Origin of the sequence: Hungatella hathewayi WAL-18680 (genome assembly GCF_000235505.1) — a bacterium.
GTDB lineage: Bacteria > Bacillota > Clostridia > Lachnospirales > Lachnospiraceae > Hungatella_A > Hungatella_A hathewayi_A.
This window is the reverse complement of sequence record NZ_JH379027.1, coordinates 485,513-503,532: the sequence shown is the minus strand read 5'-3', so window position 1 is coordinate 503,532 and position 18,020 is coordinate 485,513. Positions and strand designations below refer to the sequence as shown.

The following is an 18,020-nucleotide window of genomic DNA, read 5'->3' as shown; positions in this document are numbered from 1 at the left end:
TTACACCGTCACTATATTCTCTTGGTTTTGACTGAAATCAGAAATCTCTTCCAATACCTCTCTTAGTCCCATCATCATCTGAGCATCAGTTAACGCTATTACATGTTTACGTTTTTTAGTTTCTCTTTCTACAATAGGAATTAGCATTTCACGTGCATATACTCTTCTATCACTGGACGCAAACATATCTTTTAATAGTATCCCATCCAAAATATCAGATAGTTTATCCACGGACTTTTCTACTTCTTTTTGATTCAGCAAGTATTCATTTGCCAGTTTTTCAAATTCTTCTTGAATAATTTTAACCATCTCTTCAGCATCCTCTTCAATAAAATTTCCTAATACTGCATCTGTGGCTTTTCCTGCTACTCCTCCTACTGCTACTGCTCCAATCAAACCGCCAACAAACGTACCTACTCCAGGTAAAATTGTAGAACCAATTGCGGCTCCACCTAACCAGCCTCCTGTACCCCCAGCAACTGTTGTTGCCGTATTAACCAGATTCTTAAACATTTGCTTTCCAGAAATTCTTCCTCGGAAAATATTTGCAACATCAAATGAAGATAATACAATAACTGTTACCCCAGCAGTAATGGCATTACCTCTCAATAATTTTGCAGCACTTTTCATAGCTGCTGATCCATAAATACTCCTCCCCCCACTTCTAAATGCATTAATTAATACAGCGGACGCCTTAGGCCCCATAAATCTAACTATAACCTCAGAACTTCCTACAAGTGCACTATTAAGCCCTGCCTTTGAAAGTTGACTTGCAACAATAGTAGTAACAAAGGCTGCTCCTCCAACTTTTAATCCGGAGTATGTAGCCATTTTTAGCGATTTATTAAAATCTTCTCCATTCCAAAGATTTGTTGCTAATGTAATAACTGCTGTTACTCCAAATGCAGTACTTGCTATAATTACACCGTTAACCGCATCATAAGTTAACGACTCTACAGTTCCAGCTTTAGCAATATTTTTTGCCTGTTCATATGTAAAGTGTCCTTTTCTCACAATATTTTTTGCCTCTTCTGGGTCGCTGATTCCAGGAACACTTCCATTCTTAATCTTTTCTTGCATTGCCTCTACAGCAGCATCATATTTGTCTGACGGAACTTCTATCTGCATAGGACATCCATCTTAATTTCTCCTGCTATATTAAATCCATAACTTGTCTGTATCTGTGTGTAATATTTTTTTAATAAATTGACTTTTTCATCATGTTGACTCATGTAAATTTTCCTCCTTATTTTATACATAACCTCTCGGAATCTTTAGCCAATAGTTCAGGTTCTTTTTTAATAAAATTCTGCGACCTTTCCATTTCGAAATGCCTTATTACACCAGATTTCCTTTTTCTCGATGATGATGGTACCTCGGTTATGAGCTTCCGCATAGATACCACCATCGGTGTCACGGCTACGTCGAAAATAAATTTAACTGATTATAATTTGACCCATATTTTTTCTTAGATCAACTGTAACATTGACTAGAATCCCCCCTGAGAATACCTCAACCCCGGTTTTGTCTAGGTTATAAATGTCCCCTGGCTCCGCAGCCACATCTCAATCCCATCCCCATACACTTCCGCGCTGACCGTATACTCTCCACCTCCCTCCTCCACATACTGCGCCGTAGGCAGCCGGTCCAAGACAGCTTCTATGGATGGGCCGTTATAGCGGAACTTTACTTTTCGTAGTTTCCCTCCATACATGAACTGGATTCGTTTTCTAAACTCTCCTTCTTCGAAGCGGCTGGCATAGGGCAGGTTGAAATGTTCACTTAATATCTTAAATTCCTCGATACGGTCAATACGGTAAATCGTGGGGTACACATCCTCCGCGTGTTTTTCCTCTTTGATAAATGCAGTCAGGTAAAAATAATACTCGGAAAACATGATTCCTACCGGCTTAACCGTGCGCTGGACCGTCTCTGCCTCTCCCTGGCGCCTATATTTAATTTCCATACAGTACTTTTCATAAATCGCATTGCTGATTTCCCAAATATTCTTTAAAAGTTTTTTTCCGTGTTGAAGTTCAATATAGTGCCATTTCTCATTTGCCACCAAATCAAACAGCTTTTTTCGTTCTTTTTCGGTGGAACACAATGCGAGAAGCTTGTCCATAATTGGAAACAGCTCTTTCTTCACCAGGGAACGGCTCTCCAGCAAAATCTTGCAGATTGCAAATATCTCACTGTTATTTAACGTTTCCTCTCCCGCTTGTACCAAACGGTAGCCTTTATGTTTCTGATCATAAATCAAGTCCTGGTCATTTCCATCTTTTAACCGCTGCTCGGAAAAAAAGTTGCGCAATTCATCAAGGTCCCGCTGGACAGAGCGTGCATTGACATGAAACTCATCCGCCAGCTCTTTTTTATAAATGATTTCTCCCCTTAATAACCTGGTATACATGCTCAAAATCCGGTCGCATTTCAAATCTGATTTTGCTCCTTTTAGCATCTTTGTCTCTCTTCCCCCTGTAAAATCAAAACATAGTTCCATTATACCTTTTGTCATGGACATTTTCTGTCATTCTACGACAATCTTTTCTGTTTTTTCTGATTATTTTAAATAATATCTATATTTTATCACACTAGCCTTTATTGTCAATTATTAATATCTTTTAATGATTATCATTAACGTCACCCCCTAAAATGTCATCATTTTCAGCTATACTGTCTTCTCAACCTGCTTGATTAAAAGCGTCACAAATTCTACATTTTCCTTTAACTGTCCCGCCAGTATCCCCGCCAATCTGGAAAATGCCTGCAGTGCGGCGGCTTCCGTTTCGCGGCTGTCACCGTCCATATATTCAATCCCATATTCCGCCAATATCAGACAGCGGTACAGTTCATTGGCCTGGCCGGCTTCATTTTCCAGTTTATCTTTCAGTTGTATCAAACCGTTTTTTACATCTGTATCCATAACCTACACCTCCCAATCTTTCAATATTATCCATTATAAGGGTTATTAGTGACAGAGATTGTCATATTGGGCAGACTGTCAAAATAAATTTATGAAATCTAAATAAGATACCTGCCGTCAGTTAATATTATCGTTTAGTGATAATTAAAATATCGTTTCTTTCCAGTATACTAAATACCAAAGGAGAATTTATCATGATTGCTGATAGAATCCGAATCTTAAGACAACGCAATAACTGGTCGCAGACTGATTTGGCTAATAAATTGGGAATTACACGCTCCAGCGTCAACGCCTGGGAGCTTGGGATATCCGTTCCTGCTACCAAGACAGTAGTAGAACTGGCGGGTATTTTTCATGTCAGTGCGGATTATATTTTAGGAATATCAACAGATTCCGATACCATCAATCTGGAAGGTTATACGGACCGGGAGAAGGCTATCATCTACAATCTTCTCAACTATTTCCTTGAGGAGCATGGCAGATGAATTAAAAGAAATTGAACTTAAAAGAAATTGAATCAAAAGAAATACGGGGAGTCCCCAGACCAAGAACTGGTCCGGGGGCTCCCCGTTTCTGCATGAAACAGTGATAGAACATCCTGAATCACGAAAACGATATCCCCATCACTTTATAAATCAATCTTAATCTCCTGCTTCTTAATGTTATGCTTCTCAGCAAATCCAGTAAGAATCATTGTCAGCGCACCGTCGCCGGTTACGTTACATGCGGTACCGAAGCTGTCCTGAAGGGCGAAGATGGTCAGCATCAGGGCTGTTCCCATCTCATCAAATCCAAGAATACCGGTAATCAGTCCCAGGGAAGCCATAACCGTTCCGCCTGGTACACCAGGAGCGCCGATGGCGAATACGCCTAACAGTGCGCAGAACAGAACCATGGTTCCAATGGAAGGAACGCTGCCATACAGAATCTTCGATACGGTCATAACAAAGAATACCTCTGTCAACACGGAACCGCACAGATGGATGTTGGCAAACAGCGGAATACCGAAGTCCACCATATCGCTTCTCAGCGTCGGCTCCGACTTCTTCGCGCAGCGAAGAGCCACCGCCAGGGTTGCCGCGGAAGACATGGTTCCTACTGCCGTGATATAAGCCGGTCCATAATTCTTCACAACGTTCATCGGATTCTTTCCTGAGTAAGCGCCGCCGATAAAGTATAACAGCGCCAGCCAGATATAATGTCCAACCATAACAATGATTACAACCTGAATAAATACAGGAAGCTGCTTCGTGATCGTTCCCTCATAGGAAAGTGCACAGAAGGTAAACGCGATAAATATCGGCAGAATCGGAATTACGACCTTAGTTACGATATCCAGCACAATCTTCTGGAACTCATCTAATACCGTGGTAATCACTTTCGCCTTCGTCCAGGTAGCTGCAAGGCCCAGCAGCAGAGAAAATACAAGCGCACTCATAACCGGCATAATCTGAGGAATATCCAGCTGGAATACAATCGGTGGTAAATCTTTCAGACCCTCAACCTCAGTCACGATTGACAGATGCGGAATCAGAATCACGCCTGCTATCATGGAAAATAATGCCGCGCCCAGGGATGAAACATAGGCAATGGTCACAGCCACGCCCAGCATCTTGGATGCATTATTACCCAATTTGGTAATGGACGGCGCGATAAAGCCAATGATAATCAACGGCACACAGAATACGATCATCTGATTCAAAATGTATTTTACGGTTACAACTACGTTCATCACCGGTGTATTGGCAATCTGTCCTATAATAATACCAATCACCACACCCAGCACTAACCTGAAAGGCAAACTCTGAGATAACTTTTTCATATTCTACTCTCCAATCATAATTTTAATGATTTCTTCGTTTGTTTCCTTCATACCTTCTTTTCCTAAACGGCCCACGTTCTTGATGGTAGCTTCCACGCCCTTGGTGACGATACCATCCCCCCCGTAGAACTGTTGACCGCGTTTGTACATGTTATATCCCAAAATGCCGGCATCCACTGCCGATGCAATCTTGGCCGCGCAGGAAGCTTTCGCTCCGTCGCACACAATTCCGGACACAATCGCCAGCGCATTGACTACCGTATGTACCACGTCCTTGTAGTCTCCACCGCACAGATACGCAATTCCGGCTCCCGCACCGGCTCCTGCGCTGACTGCGCCGCAGTAAGCTGACAATCTTCCGATTAATGTCTTCTGATGAATCGTCGTGAGGTTGGAAAGAGCCAGCGCTCTGTATAACTTCTCCTCCCCAACGTTCAGTTCTTTTGCATACTCAATCACCGGAACCGATGTGGTGATTCCCTGGTTGCCGCTTCCCGAGTTAATCACTACCGGAAGCTCACACCCGTTCATACGTGCATCTGAACCAGCCGCCGCCTTGGCTTTTGCTCTGGTGCGAATGTCATCGCCGTAGGTGTCAAGCAGCACCTGGCCGATATTGGCGCCGTAATTGCCGCGAAGTCCCTCCTCCGAGATTGCCGTGTTGTACGCAATCTGACGGTCCAGCACTTCCTTCACATCCGCTACGTCCACCGTGTTGATGAAGTCCCAGATATGCTCCATATCCAGCAGAGACCTGTCAGTCAGGCCCTCCTCACTCTCTCCTTCAACCGGCTTCTGGCTGAGTATTCTGTGGTCTTTCTCTACCAATACAATGTTGGTATGATAGTTTGCAATTCTCACCTTTGCATAGGAGCCACCTTTGTACAAGGTAACCACGATATCAAAAGTGATGCCCTGGTCGATGTGCTTCACATCAATCGGGACAGTCTCAAGAAATTCTTTCATCTGATTGATTTCTTCCGGTGTAACTTCAGCGATAACCTCCAGTTCCCGTTCCGCTTTTCCGGCAATGATTCCTGCTGTTGCCGCCGCCGGGATTCCCTTCAGATGATTGGTGTTTGGTACAATCACCGATTTCACATTCTTGATAATGCTTCCGCTGGCTTCCACCAGTACACGGTCCGGCATCTCTCCGAGAACTTCTCTCGCCTTTGCCGCCGCGTATGCCAGTGCAATCGGCTCCGTACATCCCATTGCAGGAACTAACTCTTCCTTCAATATCTGGATGTAGGCATTATACCGTTCATTTGTCTTCTCCATGCGTCCTTTCCTTTCCTAGATTTTCTTGAAATTTTTAGAATTTATTAATTCTTTTTTTATAATATCATACTTTATAGCAAATATCAACCCGCTATATTGTGTAATATTCACACTTTTCCGAATTAAAGCGGCAAATTTTTGTGCCTTTTGTACAGGCGTGTTTGTCCGTCTACTGCGGACAAATCCACAGTTTAACCAAAAGGAGCCGCTGACTTCTCCCGTCAACAGCCCTATTTATCTTCCGTAAAAACAAAATCTTCCTGCCCCGCCAGCAGCGGATATGCCGAACAGTCCCGGTAACAGGGGCTGATGCTTCCCTTCACCCCATAGCTGAAGATGGGCCTTCGAAACCCGTTCTTCGTCACGTCCCGAAACATCCGCTCATTCCGTCCAATCTCTCCGATATAATGGCCTTCCTGATTGTAGAGTTCCTGCCCATAAAATTTCCCAAGCACATTCCCGCCATATGTCACCAGGTAATCGCCCTGCCGTACCCCTATATATTTCCCTCTCCAGGTCCAATATTGTTTCATCTCATCCCACCTATGCCGGTTCATTTTTTCCTCTATCATCATACACTATCTCACGGAAAAAGTCACCTTGTTTTATTTTTCCAAAATTTTCTGAAATATTTTTCAAAACTTTTTTCAAAATTCGCTTGCATTTTTTGCCGAAAAGTGGTATCCTATACAAGCTTCACTTGTGGCCTCATGGTCAAGCGGTTAAGACGCCGCCCTCTCACGGCGGAAACCCGGGTTCGATTCCCGGTGAGGTCATCCACAAAGCAGCTGCGAAAAATCGCAGCTGTTTTTTTATTGCCCATCTCACTCACACCCTTCATAAAGTCCATCCCTGACAACTCACCCGCCTGTTGTCCCCTGCATATCTAATGGATAAGGCTGTATATCTTGCACCGCCATCCGGGCATGGAATAATGGAGGGATTCAATGGAAGAACATCAACATGTGATTGCCTTAGCAGGAAATCCCAATGTGGGAAAAAGCACAATATTTAACGGATTAACCGGCATGCACCAGCATACCGGAAACTGGCCTGGAAAAACCGTGGCGTCGGCCCGCGGGGAATTTCAGGTGGGAGAGGAGACCTACGAACTGGTCGATTTACCCGGTACTTACTCACTGGCGGCCCATTCCGAGGAGGAGGAGATTGCCAGAGATTTCATCTGTTCCGGGGAGGCGCAGCTGACCATTGTGGTATGTGACGCCACCTGTCTGGAACGCGGATTACATCTGCTGAAACAGATTCTGGCTTTGGAATACGTCAAAGATAACGGTGTCCCCGTCATCCTCTGTGTCAATCTCTGCGATGAGGCCGGCAAGAAGGGGATAGAAATTGATTTTGAGCTTCTTCAGGATGTGCTGCAGCTTCCCGTGGTCTCCTGCTGCGCCCGCTGCTCAAAGGAACTCACGGTGCTGAAGGACGCCATTCACGAAACCTACGGCCACGCGCTCAACTACTCCTGCCTGGATTTTTCGCCCAAGCGGCTGGCAGAGGAGGTGGTGCGCTACACCAAAGTCAACTACCGGAAGCGGGAGGACACCATCGACCGCATCGTCACCGGACGCATCACCGGCGGGCTTGTGATGATACTGATGCTGCTGGCCGTATTCTGGCTCACCATGGCCGGGGCCAACTATCCGGCGGACCTTCTGTGGGATGGCCTCTTCTGGCTGGAGAGCCGCATCGCCAATGGCCTGGCCTATATCGGCGCGCCGCAAATGATGATTGACGTGCTGGTCTACGGCATTTACCGGGTGCTGGCGTGGGTTGTGGCCGTTATGCTGCCGCCTATGGCCATCTTCTTTCCCCTGTTCACCCTGTTGGAGGACCTGGGATATCTGCCCCGTGTGGCCTTCAATATGGACCGCTCCTTCAAGCGATGCAAGGCCTGCGGCAAACAGTGTCTCACCATGGCTATGGGCTTCGGCTGCAATGCCGCCGGCGTGATCGGATGCCGCATCATCGACTCCCCCAGGGAGCGCATGATTGCCATCCTGACCAACGCTATGGTCCCCTGTAACGGCAGATTTCCAACCCTGTTTACCATGATTACCCTGTTTTTCCTGGCTGGGGTTCATGGCTCCGTCACCGGCTCCATTCTCTCGGCGTTAATCCTGACCGGCGTGATCCTGCTGGGCGTAGCCGCCACGCTGGGGGCCTCCTGGCTTCTGTCCCACACCCTGTTAAAGGGGGTGCCATCCTCCTTCACGCTGGAACTTCCCCCTTACCGGAGGCCCCAGATAGGCAAGGTCGTGGTCCGCTCCATCTTTGACAGAACCCTGTTTGTGCTGGGCAGAGCCGTCGCCATCGCGGCGCCGGCCGGTCTGATTATCTGGATACTGGCCAACATCAACGTAGGAGGCCAGAGCATCCTTCTGTATCTGACCAGCTTCTTTGACCCCTTCGGGCGGCTCATGGGGCTGGATGGCGTCATCCTGGTTGCCTTTATCCTGGGATTCCCCGCCAACGAGATTGTCATCCCCATCATCCTGATGGCCTATCTCCAGACGGGACATCTGGTGGAAATGAATGACTCCTCGGCCCTGCTCCAGCTTCTGGTCAGCCAGGGCTGGACCTGGAAGACAGCGGTCTCCATGCTCATCTTCTGCCTCTTCCACTGGCCCTGCTCCACCACCTGCCTGACTATCCGGAAGGAGACCGGAAGCTGGCGCTGGACCGCCGTGGCCTTTCTGATGCCGACCATTCTCGGTATCGGGCTGTGTATTGCGGTGACAGCTATACTGAATTTATTTTAGATACCAAAAAGGATATTCCCAGCCACATACCCCGGCTTTGGGAATATCCTTTTTCTTAATCAAAACTTTCTACCGCCGCCCCCATGGCTCCGCCCGCTGCTGGAGCTGTGTGTGGAACTGCGGCCAGAATGGCTTCCGCCTGAAGAACCTCCACCTGAGTGGTTCTGCTGCCGCGGAATAATCGCCGTCGTCACAAACTTATTCACCAGATTATCCGTCTGGTTCTGATACTCAAACCGGCAGTCCGCCCGGTAGGCCATCAGATAATTCGCCGCCTGCCGCCGCTCCTTCTTCATCCCGTACCGGTTCACCACGCCCATACAGACGCTTCCCGCCACAAAACCGGAGACAGCCAGGGCCAGCAAAAGCTCATACCACCGGATACTCCTGTGAATGCTGATTCTGCCGGTCTCCGTGTCATAGTTATACTGGCCGGATTCAATCCCCATCCGGTAATATTGGTCCATATCCTTCAAAAACGCATCCACCGAATCCGCAAAATCCGAGCGGCCGGCTCCCACATACACATCATCCAGAATGGACTCAATCCGGCTGTCCGTCAAAAGCCGGATGACATCTCCGCTCGTGGACACATACAACTCCCGGTTATCCATATCAATCAGAAACAGCACGCCATTCTTCAATCTTCCGTATCCAAAACCGCCATAATCGAAAAAGTCATCGGCATACTCCATAGCCGATTTCCCTTCCGAATCCTCCGTCGTCACCACCACAATATCGAGCTTCATCCTGTCCCGGTATTCCCCGATGGTCTGTTCAAATCCGGCAATCTCATCCTCCGTCAAAAGACCGGCCATATCATAAACCCTGCGCCCATCACTGGCATCCACTCTGCCAGCCGCGCCGCTTACATCCGTCGTATCCGCCCAGGCGCCACCGCTCCACATCAGACAAAAGGCCATCGCCGCCACGATACACACAAAGACTGACACCATCCGGCGGAGCTTCCCACTCAGCCAAACATTTCTCCTCATCTCTCTCATAACAGATACCCCACTACCAGCAGAACCGCCAGCAACGGCAGAAAGACCTCGGCAAACAGAATCATCAACCGCCCCATATCCACCGGCAGCTGCCCGCAGACTTTCCCCGTCTGTCCGTTACATGCAAAATAACAGATTTTCCCGCTGTTGTCCCTGTATGTAAGCGTCCACACCGGCATCAGCGCATACTGCCACTTCTCATCCCGGATGTCCGCCTGCCGGTTCCGCACCGATACCTTCTCATAACCCGACACACTGTTCTGGAGCCCGGTAACCGCAAAATCTGTCACCTCCCGGCTCAGCTCCGACACAAACGCCTCCCGCTCCATATCCCGCTTCTCCGCCATAAATCCGGACAGATAGCCCATGGAAAACGGGCGCAGTTCCTTCATATCATAGGGAAGCACCCCTTCCACCAGCTGCCGGTCCGCCTTTTTCAGCGCGTTCCGCGGCACCCGGTTGATGTTCATATGTCCGTCCCGCCTGATTTCATATTTCTGGGTCTCCGTGTACTGAAGGTTACCGGCTATCCAGGTGCGCAGCTTTACGCCTTCCGCCTCCATCGTTCCGTCCACCTTGCAGCTGTACAGCCAGTAAGGGAAGTACACCCCCGTCATCTTCTCAATCTGTTCCTTGGAGAAAAATGATTTCGGCACGTACCGCTTCTTCTGCACCCAGTCCGTAAATATCTCCACCGCCTTCTCCCGGTCCACCGCAAACGGCAGCACATAATCGGGATGGTACTGCCCTTCCAGCCGCCCTGACAGCACCACCGGATTGTGGCAGTAGAAGCAGAAGGTGGCCGCCGTCGTCTCGTCCGTCACAATCTCCGCCCCACAGCTGGGGCAGTGGTACAGCATGGCCGCCGCTGTCTCCCCTGACTGGGAGGAATCCATCTGCGGCGTCATCTCCTCCAGCTTCTGCTGGGTAAATTCTGACAGACAGTATTCACACTGATACTGCCCCGACTCCGGCTCATAGACAAGCCCGCCGCCGCAGTTGGGGCATTTATAACTCACTGTTGCCATAGATGTCTCCTATCCGTCCTATGCCCTCGGTTTCCCACACTCACTGCAGAATTTGCCGGTGTTCACCGTTCCGCACTGGCAGGTCCAGGAAGCCGGCGCCGGTTTGGGGCTGCCACACTCCGAGCAGAACTTGCCCGCATTCACCGTTCCGCACTGACAGGTCCAGCTTCCGGCCGCAACGCCGCCTGGCTGTCCCATCGCCGCACCGGCTGGCATGCCGCCCGGCTGTCCTCCCGGCTGCATATTCACGCCACCGGCCCCCGCCGGAGCCGCCTGGTTCATCTGCTGGGCCTGGGCCGCCTGGTTCATCTGCATCTGCTGCAAATTGGCCGCGGAAGCATTACCAAGAAATCCTCCGGCCGCTCCCATGCCGACACCCATTCCCATAAATCCGGCCATGGCTCCATTGGCGTTGGAGCCTGCCGCCTCGATTCCACGGGCCGCCGCTCCCTGCACGTAGCCTTCCCGCACGGTCGGGTCGCTTAACATCGCGCCCTGGTTTCTCATATTAATCAGCTTCTGGGATTCCTCATCATAGGTAATGCTGGCGATTCCCACCGACTGAACCTCGATTCCACGCATCCGGTTCCAGTCCTCATCCAGGGTATTCGCCATATATTTTCCAAGTTCCCGCCCTTTGGACGCCACAAAGGAGACACGGATACCGTCCGCCGACATCTGGTTGATGGAAGTCTGGAACGCCTCTAAAAATTCATCCAGATACTGGGCATTGATGTCGTCCACCTGGACTCTGGCCGCATTCTTCGGAATCACCTCCGCATAGAACAGAAGCGGGTTGGTCACCTTAATCGAGTACGTTCCATGAGCCCGCAGGAACAGCTCCGCATTGTAAAACTGGTCAAAATAGTTGATCGGATTTCTGGTTCCGAATTTAATTCCCTTAATCTCCTGCAAGTTTACATAAAACACCTTCTGGGACGTGGGCGTCACTCCGCCGAATCTCACACGGTCAAAGGCTTCCCCCAGCGCCTCCCCGAATTCCCCGTTAAACAGGGACGGCAGCGCCGAATCCTTCACCGTATAATAGCCCTCTACCGCCGTGTAATCCACGACCTTGCCGCCATCCACCAGCATCATAAACTGGTTCGGATACACATGGATCACGGAGCCGTTGGAAACCGTATTCTCCGTCCCCTTGGTATTCTGTCCCCTGCGCACCTTCCGGCCGCTGGTAAAGACCGTCTGGTCCCCCATATCTCCCGGCTCGATGACTTCCAGCCACTGGTCTGCCAGAGAACCGCCAACTGCACTTGTAACCGCTTTTATAATTCCCATATGTCAATCTCCTATCCGCCGGCCACTGCCCCGGCTCATCATTATTTTAATCGTACCACAGTTTTCGCAGAAGCGCAATTTCTCTTGCATATCCGTCCAAATCATTAGGCGTCTCCAGATAGAACGGCAGATGCTTTAATGCCGGATGATTAATCACCCGCACCAGCGCCTCCTCCCCGATATGTCCGCCGCCAATCACCGCATGGCGGTCCTTGTGGGCTCCCAGCGGGTTCATGCTGTCATTGAGGTGAATGGCTTTCAGCCTGTCAAGCCCAATAATCCTGTCAAACTCCGTGATGACCTCATCCAGATGGTTGACGATATCATAGCCCCCATCCCACACATGGCAGGTGTCCAGACACACACCCATATGGCTGTCCAACTCCACCCGGTCGAGAATCTCCCGCAGCTCCTCAAAATTCCTTCCGACCTCACTGCCCTTCCCCGACATGGTCTCAAGCAGCACCGTCGTGGTCTGCTCCGGTTTCAGAATCTCATTGAGCATCTGGGCAATATAGGTGATTCCCACCTCCACGCCCTGCTTCACATGGCTTCCCGGATGAAAATTGTAGCAGTTTCCCGGCGTATACTCCAGCCGGCGCAAATCGTCCTCCATGGTATTTCTCGCAAACTCCCGCAGTCCCTCATCCGCCGAGCAGGCATTCAGCGTGTAAGGCGCATGGGCCAGTATCCGCTCAATCCCGTGCTCTCTGGCAAACTCCAGATACGATTCCACATCCTGCACGTCCAAATCCTTCGCCTTCCCGCCTCTCGGGTTTCTGGTGAAGAACTGAAACGTATTGGCATCTATCTTCACTGCCTCCTTCCCCATGGACAGATAGCCCTTGGAAGATGACAAATGGCATCCAACAGTTAACATAACTTTAATCCTTCCTTTCCTGTATATTCTCATGACCCCGGCTTTATGAATCATTCCCAGACCATTTCCTGTCATACCACAAATATCACAATCAGGTGCGGCTTCCGCACACCGGAATACCGCACCCTGACCTTACAAACATTCTCTATTTCTTTTTTCTCGGATTCACCTTGCGGATGGCTATCCACAAAAACAGCACCGCCAGCGCCAGCTGAACTCCGATACTGAACAGATTCCAATTTTCCGTCACCACATTGGCCGGCCTCTCGCCAAACCATCTGGTAATGTTGTTCACCACCTGGTCATTTCCCACCTGCCCGTTGATGGTCACGTAAAACGTAACCGCAGGGTTTAGCAGCATCAGATACAACAATCCACCGGAATTCGCCTGCTGCGCCATACTTTCCACATTTACCAGGTAGGTATCCACCGTCGCCTGGGACAGAGACAGTGCAAACCGGTTGGCCGCGTAGGTCCCCGCCACAAGCAGAATAATCACGCAGTAGGAAACCACCGTCGCAAGGGTGGAACGCTTAAATATGGACGAAAAGCAGATGCCCAGGCACCCGGCCAGAAACGCCGTCGTCACATAGCACAGAAGCAGCATCCCCACATCCGGAATCCGCACACCTCCATAGATGAACACCAGCGCCAGCACCGGGAAGCTGGATATAATCAGCATCGCCACGGTGGACAGACTGGAAAACAGCTTTCCAAGCACAATCTCCGCCGGTGTCATCTTCGTGGTCAGCATCAGCTCCAGGGTCTGTCTCTCCCTCTCCCCGCTGATACTGCCCGCCGTAATCGCCGGTATGATAAACATCAGCATGATAAATTCCATTGTCGCCACAAATGTATACAGCTCCAGGAAACTGGAGTATCGTATCTCCGCCGTCACCTTCACCCGCGCAATCACCGAGTACATGCTCAGCAGCGCCACCACCGCCAGCACACTGTTGAATACCAGCACAATCAGGGACATCCGGAAACTTCTGGAGCTGACCATTGTCTCTCTCTTATAAACCGGATTAATTTTCATGAATCAACACCACCTCGTCCTCCTCATGGTCCGTAATCTGCATAAAGACAGATTCTAAGTTGCCCCGCTCTCTCACAAATCCATAGACCAGCACATCCGCGTCCACCAGCTGCGCCAGCAGATTGGCCTCGTCCTGCTTGTCTCCGGTAAAGCCCACCACGATGTCCTCCTCCCGGATGGTGATCGTCTCCACCAGCGGGTGGCTTTTTAAGATGGTCATGGCCGTCTCTCTGCCGCCAAACACCGAGATAATCAGCGGGTTGCTGGTATTAATCCTGGACAGTATCTCTTCCATGTTGCCTTCCAGCACGATTTTCCCCTGCTCAATAATCCCGATATCCGTACAGATTTCCGAAAGTTCGGAGAGAATGTGGGAGCTGATAAGCACGGTCTTCCCCTGCTCCCGAAGCTCCTTCAAAATCTCCTTGAACTCATACCGGGTCCTGGGGTCCAGGCCGGATGTGGGCTCATCCATGATGAGCAGCGACGGATTGTGTATAAGCGCCCGGGCCAGACACAGCTTCTGCTTCATCCCACGGGACAGTCCGTCCACATAGAAATCCACCTTCTCATCCAGTCCCACCTGCCCCAGCAGCTCCATATACCGTTTTCTGGCTTTCAGGCCGTCCAGGCCATAGCAGGAGGCGAAAAACTCCATATACTCCGACACCTTCAGATTGTCATAGACCCCAAAGAAATCCGGCACATAGCCGATGGATTCCTTCAGTTTCTCCGGCTCCCTGACAGCATCCACCCCATTGACCGTCACCGTCCCGCTGCTGGGAAGCAGCAGTCCCGTGATAATCTTGATGGTGGTCGTCTTCCCGGCGCCGTTTGGCCCCACAAATCCGTACAGAGAGCTCTCCCCGATATTCATGTTGAGCCCATCCAGCGCCGAAACCTTCCCATATGTCTTTTTTAAATTCTCTATCTTTAACATCAATATTCCCTTCCAACGATATCAAGCATCGGAAGCAGGATATCCCAGCTGTACTCCGACACGTTGCTATAAAGATATTTCACCATAATGGTATTGCCCGGCGACAGATAATCATCCAGCTGTTCCCTGGTATACATGAGCTGCCGCTCATTCATCTTGTCATAGTTTCCCGTATTGTGGTTGTAAAAATAAATACTGCCCGTAAATGGAGTCAGACTGCCCGCACTGGCCGTCTCCGTAAAGCTCTCAGAAACGTAGCGGATATACAGCTTCTCCACCTCGATATCATTGCCCAGGGAATATTCTATGGTCAGCGGGTCAATGCCATACAGAGTATTGCTCATATTGTAATAGCTTCCGCTGATAACCGTCGGCTTTCTCATCAATGCCGAGCGGTACACCACGCCGTCCTCGTCCTGATAAACAGGAATCGAGGAGGAAACCACCGTGATGCCCTCCACCTCGTAGGTGTCCAGATGCAGCGGGTCGTCCTCCGGCTGGTTGATGATGCCGACTACTCTGGCGTTGGTGGTATAGGAGGTCACCGAGTTATCCAGATAACAGATTAACAGGTTCGTTCTGGTCAGCGCATCCATGTAATCCCTGCTGTTGATATCCGGCTTCTCATACTGGTCCTTGCCCGTAATCTTCTCCGCAATCTGGTTGTTATGCGCCAGCGGCACCTGTAACAGTTCCAAATCATCCAGCTTTTTCGTCTCTCCCGGCTCCATATCTCCCAGCAGAATCATCTTGTCATAGAACAGAAGCGCCGCGTCCTCCACCGGCTCCTTAAAGGAGTTGGTCACGCTTCCCGTCACCTCGTCCTCAAACATCACAATCGTTCCGGTGAACCCAATCCCCTTAACATTGGCCTCCATCTTGTCCAGCTGGAAATACTTCGGCTCAAATGCAATCACATTCTGGGCCGACACCGTGGTAGCATCCGCCTCATACCGGATGGCTACCTTGTAGTCCTCATTGCCCGTGAACTTGGGTATGGAGGACATATTGTCATAATAGCTTCTGGTAATCGGCTTGATGGAATACCTGGGGTCCAGCTTCATCGTGTAAGGATTGTTGTAGGGCGTCTGGATATTCAGATACGTGGTCTCATTCACCGTATCCTCCGAGGTATCCAGAAATCTCGCATAGGTATAAAAGGTATCCTGGAATCTGGTCCTGGAACCCATCAGGTAGATAATCGCCGTAAATGTCAGCGACAACAGCACAATGGCGCTCCGGTAATACCGGTTCAACTCCCTCTGCCGCAGGAAAATATAAATCCCCGGTCCCACCAGGAAGATATAGATGATAATCTCCATAGTATACAGTGGAATGTCCGGCAGTCTGTCCACATTACCTGTATTAATCATATTGTTGGCGGACCAGTACTGGTTGGAATTGCCGCTGTACGCCGATTCCGCCAAGCGGTTAATCTTGTCCTCCCCCAGCACGTTGGTAAACAGCGCGTCGATATAGGAGGGATTGCGCTGGCAGAACTCCGCAATATCCACAAAATCATAGGCCGCCACGGCCACAGTTCCCTTGCCGTAAGCCACCGTGGCAAGCAGCGCCAGCTGGTCATCCGAAAAGATGACATTGGCCCCGCTCAGGGAAAAGTCGGCACACACCATCTCAAGCACGGCGTTCCCAGGCCCTTCCGCCTCAAAATCCTGGGCCATGTCCACCTGCACCAGCTCCGGCGCATCGTAAGACTCATCCAAAAGCTCCGGTGCAAACCGTCCCAGCGTGTCATCCACCCTGGCTCCGGTTCCCAGTATCATGATGCCGCCGCTGCGGACCCACTCCACCAGGGCCTGGCTCTGCATCTCCGACAAATCCCGGATTCTGTAATTGCTGATTAACAGCACATCCACCAGATTCAGCCCAATCTCGTCCTCCGGAAAATTCTCCTCATCCATCACAAAGGTTCTGGTGCGCAGCATACTGTAATCCACGCCCACCCCGTTGATATACTGAAGTTTCTCCGGCGTATCACTGAGGATACCGATGAACAGCTCCGGCACTTCCGAGCTCACATTCAGCTTCACCCGTTTGTGAATCACCTGATTCCCCGCTCCATCCACCAGATTGATAAACAGCTGGTCAATCCGGTTACCCAGCGGAATGTCCATCATCTTATCCACGGACGCGCCGCCCTCTATGTAGACAGGGTAATCATACCGGTAAATATTGTAATCCGACTCCATGGTAAGTACCTGGAGCTGGCCGTCAAACGCTTCCTCCTCCGTGTTGTGGAGCGCCACCTCAACCGGGATATACCGTCCGCCTTTGGCCGTGTTGTCATAGCCGTAGTTGACATCCATGGTGATTTTGCTCTCGATTAACGGCGTCTGGGTGGAACTCTCCTCCACCGCCCAGGCCGGGAAGACATGAAATACCAGCAGTGCCAGAAGCATCAGGCCTGCCGCCCATCGTTTCGTTTTCTTCATGTCTCATCACCCCAGCTTTCCGAAGTTCTCTTTGTTAATGTCAAAATTCACCTGAAGCCGCACCGTGAACACCGTACCATTCAAATCGCTGGTAACGCCGATGGTTCCGCCGTGCATGTCCACGATATTCTTGGCGATAGCCAGTCCCAGACCGGTGCCTCCGGTGTTGGTAGAACGGGACTGTTCCACCCGGTAAAATTTGTCAAATATCATGGGCAGCTCATCCTTGGGAATCACATAGCCGTAGTTGGTCACCGACACCGTCACAATCTGCTCCGTGGCATGGACTCTCACCAGAATCCGTTTCCCATCCGCCCCGTACTTGATGGCATTTCCCACCAGATTTTCAAACAGACGGGCCAGAAGGTTTCCGTCGGCGCTGATCACCTTGGCCGGCACATTGCTCTGAAGCTCGTAGGACAGATTCTTCTCCTCAAAATTGGGATAGAACTCCTCCAGAAGCTGGCTCAACAGCTTGATGATATCCACCTTTGATATCTTCATGGATATCTTTCCGTAATTGAGCTTGGTAAACCCGAATAAATCTTCTATCAATTTTTCCAAACGTTTGGCC

The 18,020-nt window shown here is 50.1% G+C and carries 16 protein-coding genes and 1 tRNA gene; 3 read left to right on the top strand and 14 right to left on the bottom strand.

Annotated elements, in window-relative coordinates:
* The 3 genes from HMPREF9473_RS02430 to HMPREF9473_RS02420 all read right to left on the bottom strand — a co-directional run bounded on the left by HMPREF9473_RS02430 (window position 1) and on the right by HMPREF9473_RS02420 (window position 2,926).
* Window positions 1–1,128, bottom strand: coding sequence for a hypothetical protein (locus tag HMPREF9473_RS02430; RefSeq protein ID WP_006778463.1), 1,128 nt, complete (start codon window positions 1,126–1,128; stop codon window positions 1–3).
* Between the two features lie 400 nt (window positions 1,129–1,528).
* Window positions 1,529–2,518 (bottom strand): helix-turn-helix transcriptional regulator, encoded by a 990-nt coding sequence (locus tag HMPREF9473_RS02425; protein WP_242830764.1) that lies wholly within the window; start codon window positions 2,516–2,518, stop codon window positions 1,529–1,531.
* 153 nt (window positions 2,519–2,671) lie between these two features.
* A complete protein-coding gene (locus HMPREF9473_RS02420) occupies window positions 2,672–2,926 on the bottom strand; it encodes a hypothetical protein (protein WP_006778460.1) in 255 nt (84 codons plus the stop codon).
* Window positions 2,927–3,120: 194 nt separating this feature from the next.
* Here HMPREF9473_RS02420 and HMPREF9473_RS02415 point away from each other — a divergent pair, with 194 nt between their 5' ends.
* A complete protein-coding gene (locus tag HMPREF9473_RS02415; RefSeq protein ID WP_006778459.1) occupies window positions 3,121–3,411 on the top strand; it encodes a helix-turn-helix domain-containing protein in 291 nt (96 codons plus the stop codon).
* A gap of 143 nt (window positions 3,412–3,554) precedes the next feature.
* On the opposite strand, the gene HMPREF9473_RS02410 is transcribed toward HMPREF9473_RS02415, so the two are convergent.
* From HMPREF9473_RS02410 to HMPREF9473_RS02400, 3 genes are all read right to left on the bottom strand, one after another.
* Window positions 3,555–4,748, bottom strand: coding sequence for a dicarboxylate/amino acid:cation symporter (locus tag HMPREF9473_RS02410; protein ID WP_006778458.1), 1,194 nt, complete (start codon window positions 4,746–4,748; stop codon window positions 3,555–3,557).
* A 3-nt stretch (window positions 4,749–4,751) separates the two neighbouring features.
* The gene (locus HMPREF9473_RS02405) at window positions 4,752–6,029 is read right to left on the bottom strand and encodes a serine dehydratase subunit alpha family protein (RefSeq protein ID WP_006778457.1); all 1,278 of its coding nucleotides are present in this window, start codon (window positions 6,027–6,029) and stop codon (window positions 4,752–4,754) included.
* Window positions 6,030–6,259: 230 nt separating this feature from the next.
* Entirely contained in the window at window positions 6,260–6,562 is a 303-nt protein-coding gene (locus HMPREF9473_RS02400) for a hypothetical protein (protein WP_006778456.1), read from the bottom strand.
* A gap of 171 nt (window positions 6,563–6,733) precedes the next feature.
* On the opposite strand from HMPREF9473_RS02400, the gene HMPREF9473_RS02395 reads away from it, so the two are divergent.
* Window positions 6,734–6,805, top strand: a tRNA-Glu gene (locus HMPREF9473_RS02395).
* A gap of 171 nt (window positions 6,806–6,976) precedes the next feature.
* On the top strand, window positions 6,977–8,806 hold the full coding sequence (gene feoB, locus HMPREF9473_RS02390) for a ferrous iron transporter B (RefSeq protein ID WP_006778455.1): 1,830 nt from the start codon (window positions 6,977–6,979) through the stop codon (window positions 8,804–8,806).
* A gap of 59 nt (window positions 8,807–8,865) precedes the next feature.
* On the opposite strand, the gene HMPREF9473_RS02385 is transcribed toward feoB, so the two are convergent.
* From HMPREF9473_RS02385 to HMPREF9473_RS02350, 8 genes are all read right to left on the bottom strand, one after another.
* Complete coding sequence (locus HMPREF9473_RS02385) at window positions 8,866–9,810, bottom strand: TPM domain-containing protein (protein ID WP_006778454.1); 945 nt, start codon at window positions 9,808–9,810, stop codon at window positions 8,866–8,868.
* Window positions 9,807–10,838 (bottom strand): hypothetical protein, encoded by a 1,032-nt coding sequence (locus HMPREF9473_RS02380; protein ID WP_006778453.1) that lies wholly within the window; start codon window positions 10,836–10,838, stop codon window positions 9,807–9,809. The genes HMPREF9473_RS02385 and HMPREF9473_RS02380 overlap by 4 nt, the downstream gene beginning before the upstream one ends.
* A gap of 18 nt (window positions 10,839–10,856) precedes the next feature.
* Entirely contained in the window at window positions 10,857–12,134 is a 1,278-nt protein-coding gene (locus HMPREF9473_RS02375; protein WP_006778452.1) for an SPFH domain-containing protein, read from the bottom strand.
* Between the two features lie 46 nt (window positions 12,135–12,180).
* Window positions 12,181–13,014, bottom strand: a complete 834-nt coding sequence (locus HMPREF9473_RS02370) for a deoxyribonuclease IV (protein WP_006778451.1) — start codon at window positions 13,012–13,014, stop codon at window positions 12,181–12,183.
* Window positions 13,015–13,159: 145 nt separating this feature from the next.
* Window positions 13,160–14,053, bottom strand: a complete 894-nt coding sequence (locus tag HMPREF9473_RS02365; protein ID WP_006778450.1) for an ABC transporter permease — start codon at window positions 14,051–14,053, stop codon at window positions 13,160–13,162.
* Window positions 14,043–14,993 carry an ABC transporter ATP-binding protein gene (locus HMPREF9473_RS02360; RefSeq protein ID WP_006778449.1) on the bottom strand — a complete coding sequence of 317 codons (951 nt, stop codon included), beginning with the start codon at window positions 14,991–14,993 and terminating at the stop codon, window positions 14,043–14,045. Before HMPREF9473_RS02360 ends, HMPREF9473_RS02365 begins: the two co-directional genes overlap by 11 nt.
* Window positions 14,993–17,446 (bottom strand): hypothetical protein, encoded by a 2,454-nt coding sequence (locus HMPREF9473_RS02355; protein WP_034857837.1) that lies wholly within the window; start codon window positions 17,444–17,446, stop codon window positions 14,993–14,995. Before HMPREF9473_RS02355 ends, HMPREF9473_RS02360 begins: the two co-directional genes overlap by 1 nt.
* 6 nt (window positions 17,447–17,452) lie before the next feature.
* Window positions 17,453–18,020, bottom strand: a 568-nt coding sequence (locus HMPREF9473_RS02350) for a sensor histidine kinase (protein WP_006778447.1), incomplete at its 5' end; no start/stop codon positions are given.

What these genes read in the sequence shown, in the direction of transcription:
- HMPREF9473_RS02430 (WP_006778463.1), bottom strand. Translation starts at nt 1,128, where the DNA reads ATGCAGATAGAAGTTCCGTCAGACAAATATGATGCTGCTGTAGAGGCA.
- HMPREF9473_RS02425 (WP_242830764.1), bottom strand. Translation starts at nt 2,518, where the DNA reads ATGACAAAAGGTATAATGGAACTATGTTTTGATTTTACAGGGGGAAGA.
- HMPREF9473_RS02420 (WP_006778460.1), bottom strand. Translation starts at nt 2,926, where the DNA reads ATGGATACAGATGTAAAAAACGGTTTGATACAACTGAAAGATAAACTG.
- HMPREF9473_RS02415 (WP_006778459.1), top strand. Translation starts at nt 3,121, where the DNA reads ATGATTGCTGATAGAATCCGAATCTTAAGACAACGCAATAACTGGTCG.
- HMPREF9473_RS02410 (WP_006778458.1), bottom strand. Translation starts at nt 4,748, where the DNA reads ATGAAAAAGTTATCTCAGAGTTTGCCTTTCAGGTTAGTGCTGGGTGTG.
- HMPREF9473_RS02405 (WP_006778457.1), bottom strand. Translation starts at nt 6,029, where the DNA reads ATGGAGAAGACAAATGAACGGTATAATGCCTACATCCAGATATTGAAG.
- HMPREF9473_RS02400 (WP_006778456.1), bottom strand. Translation starts at nt 6,562, where the DNA reads ATGAAACAATATTGGACCTGGAGAGGGAAATATATAGGGGTACGGCAG.
- feoB (WP_006778455.1), top strand. Translation starts at nt 6,977, where the DNA reads ATGGAAGAACATCAACATGTGATTGCCTTAGCAGGAAATCCCAATGTG.
- HMPREF9473_RS02385 (WP_006778454.1), bottom strand. Translation starts at nt 9,810, where the DNA reads ATGAGAGAGATGAGGAGAAATGTTTGGCTGAGTGGGAAGCTCCGCCGG.
- HMPREF9473_RS02380 (WP_006778453.1), bottom strand. Translation starts at nt 10,838, where the DNA reads ATGGCAACAGTGAGTTATAAATGCCCCAACTGCGGCGGCGGGCTTGTC.
- HMPREF9473_RS02375 (WP_006778452.1), bottom strand. Translation starts at nt 12,134, where the DNA reads ATGGGAATTATAAAAGCGGTTACAAGTGCAGTTGGCGGTTCTCTGGCA.
- HMPREF9473_RS02370 (WP_006778451.1), bottom strand. Translation starts at nt 13,014, where the DNA reads ATGTTAACTGTTGGATGCCATTTGTCATCTTCCAAGGGCTATCTGTCC.
- HMPREF9473_RS02365 (WP_006778450.1), bottom strand. Translation starts at nt 14,053, where the DNA reads ATGAAAATTAATCCGGTTTATAAGAGAGAGACAATGGTCAGCTCCAGA.
- HMPREF9473_RS02360 (WP_006778449.1), bottom strand. Translation starts at nt 14,993, where the DNA reads ATGTTAAAGATAGAGAATTTAAAAAAGACATATGGGAAGGTTTCGGCG.
- HMPREF9473_RS02355 (WP_034857837.1), bottom strand. Translation starts at nt 17,446, where the DNA reads ATGAAGAAAACGAAACGATGGGCGGCAGGCCTGATGCTTCTGGCACTG.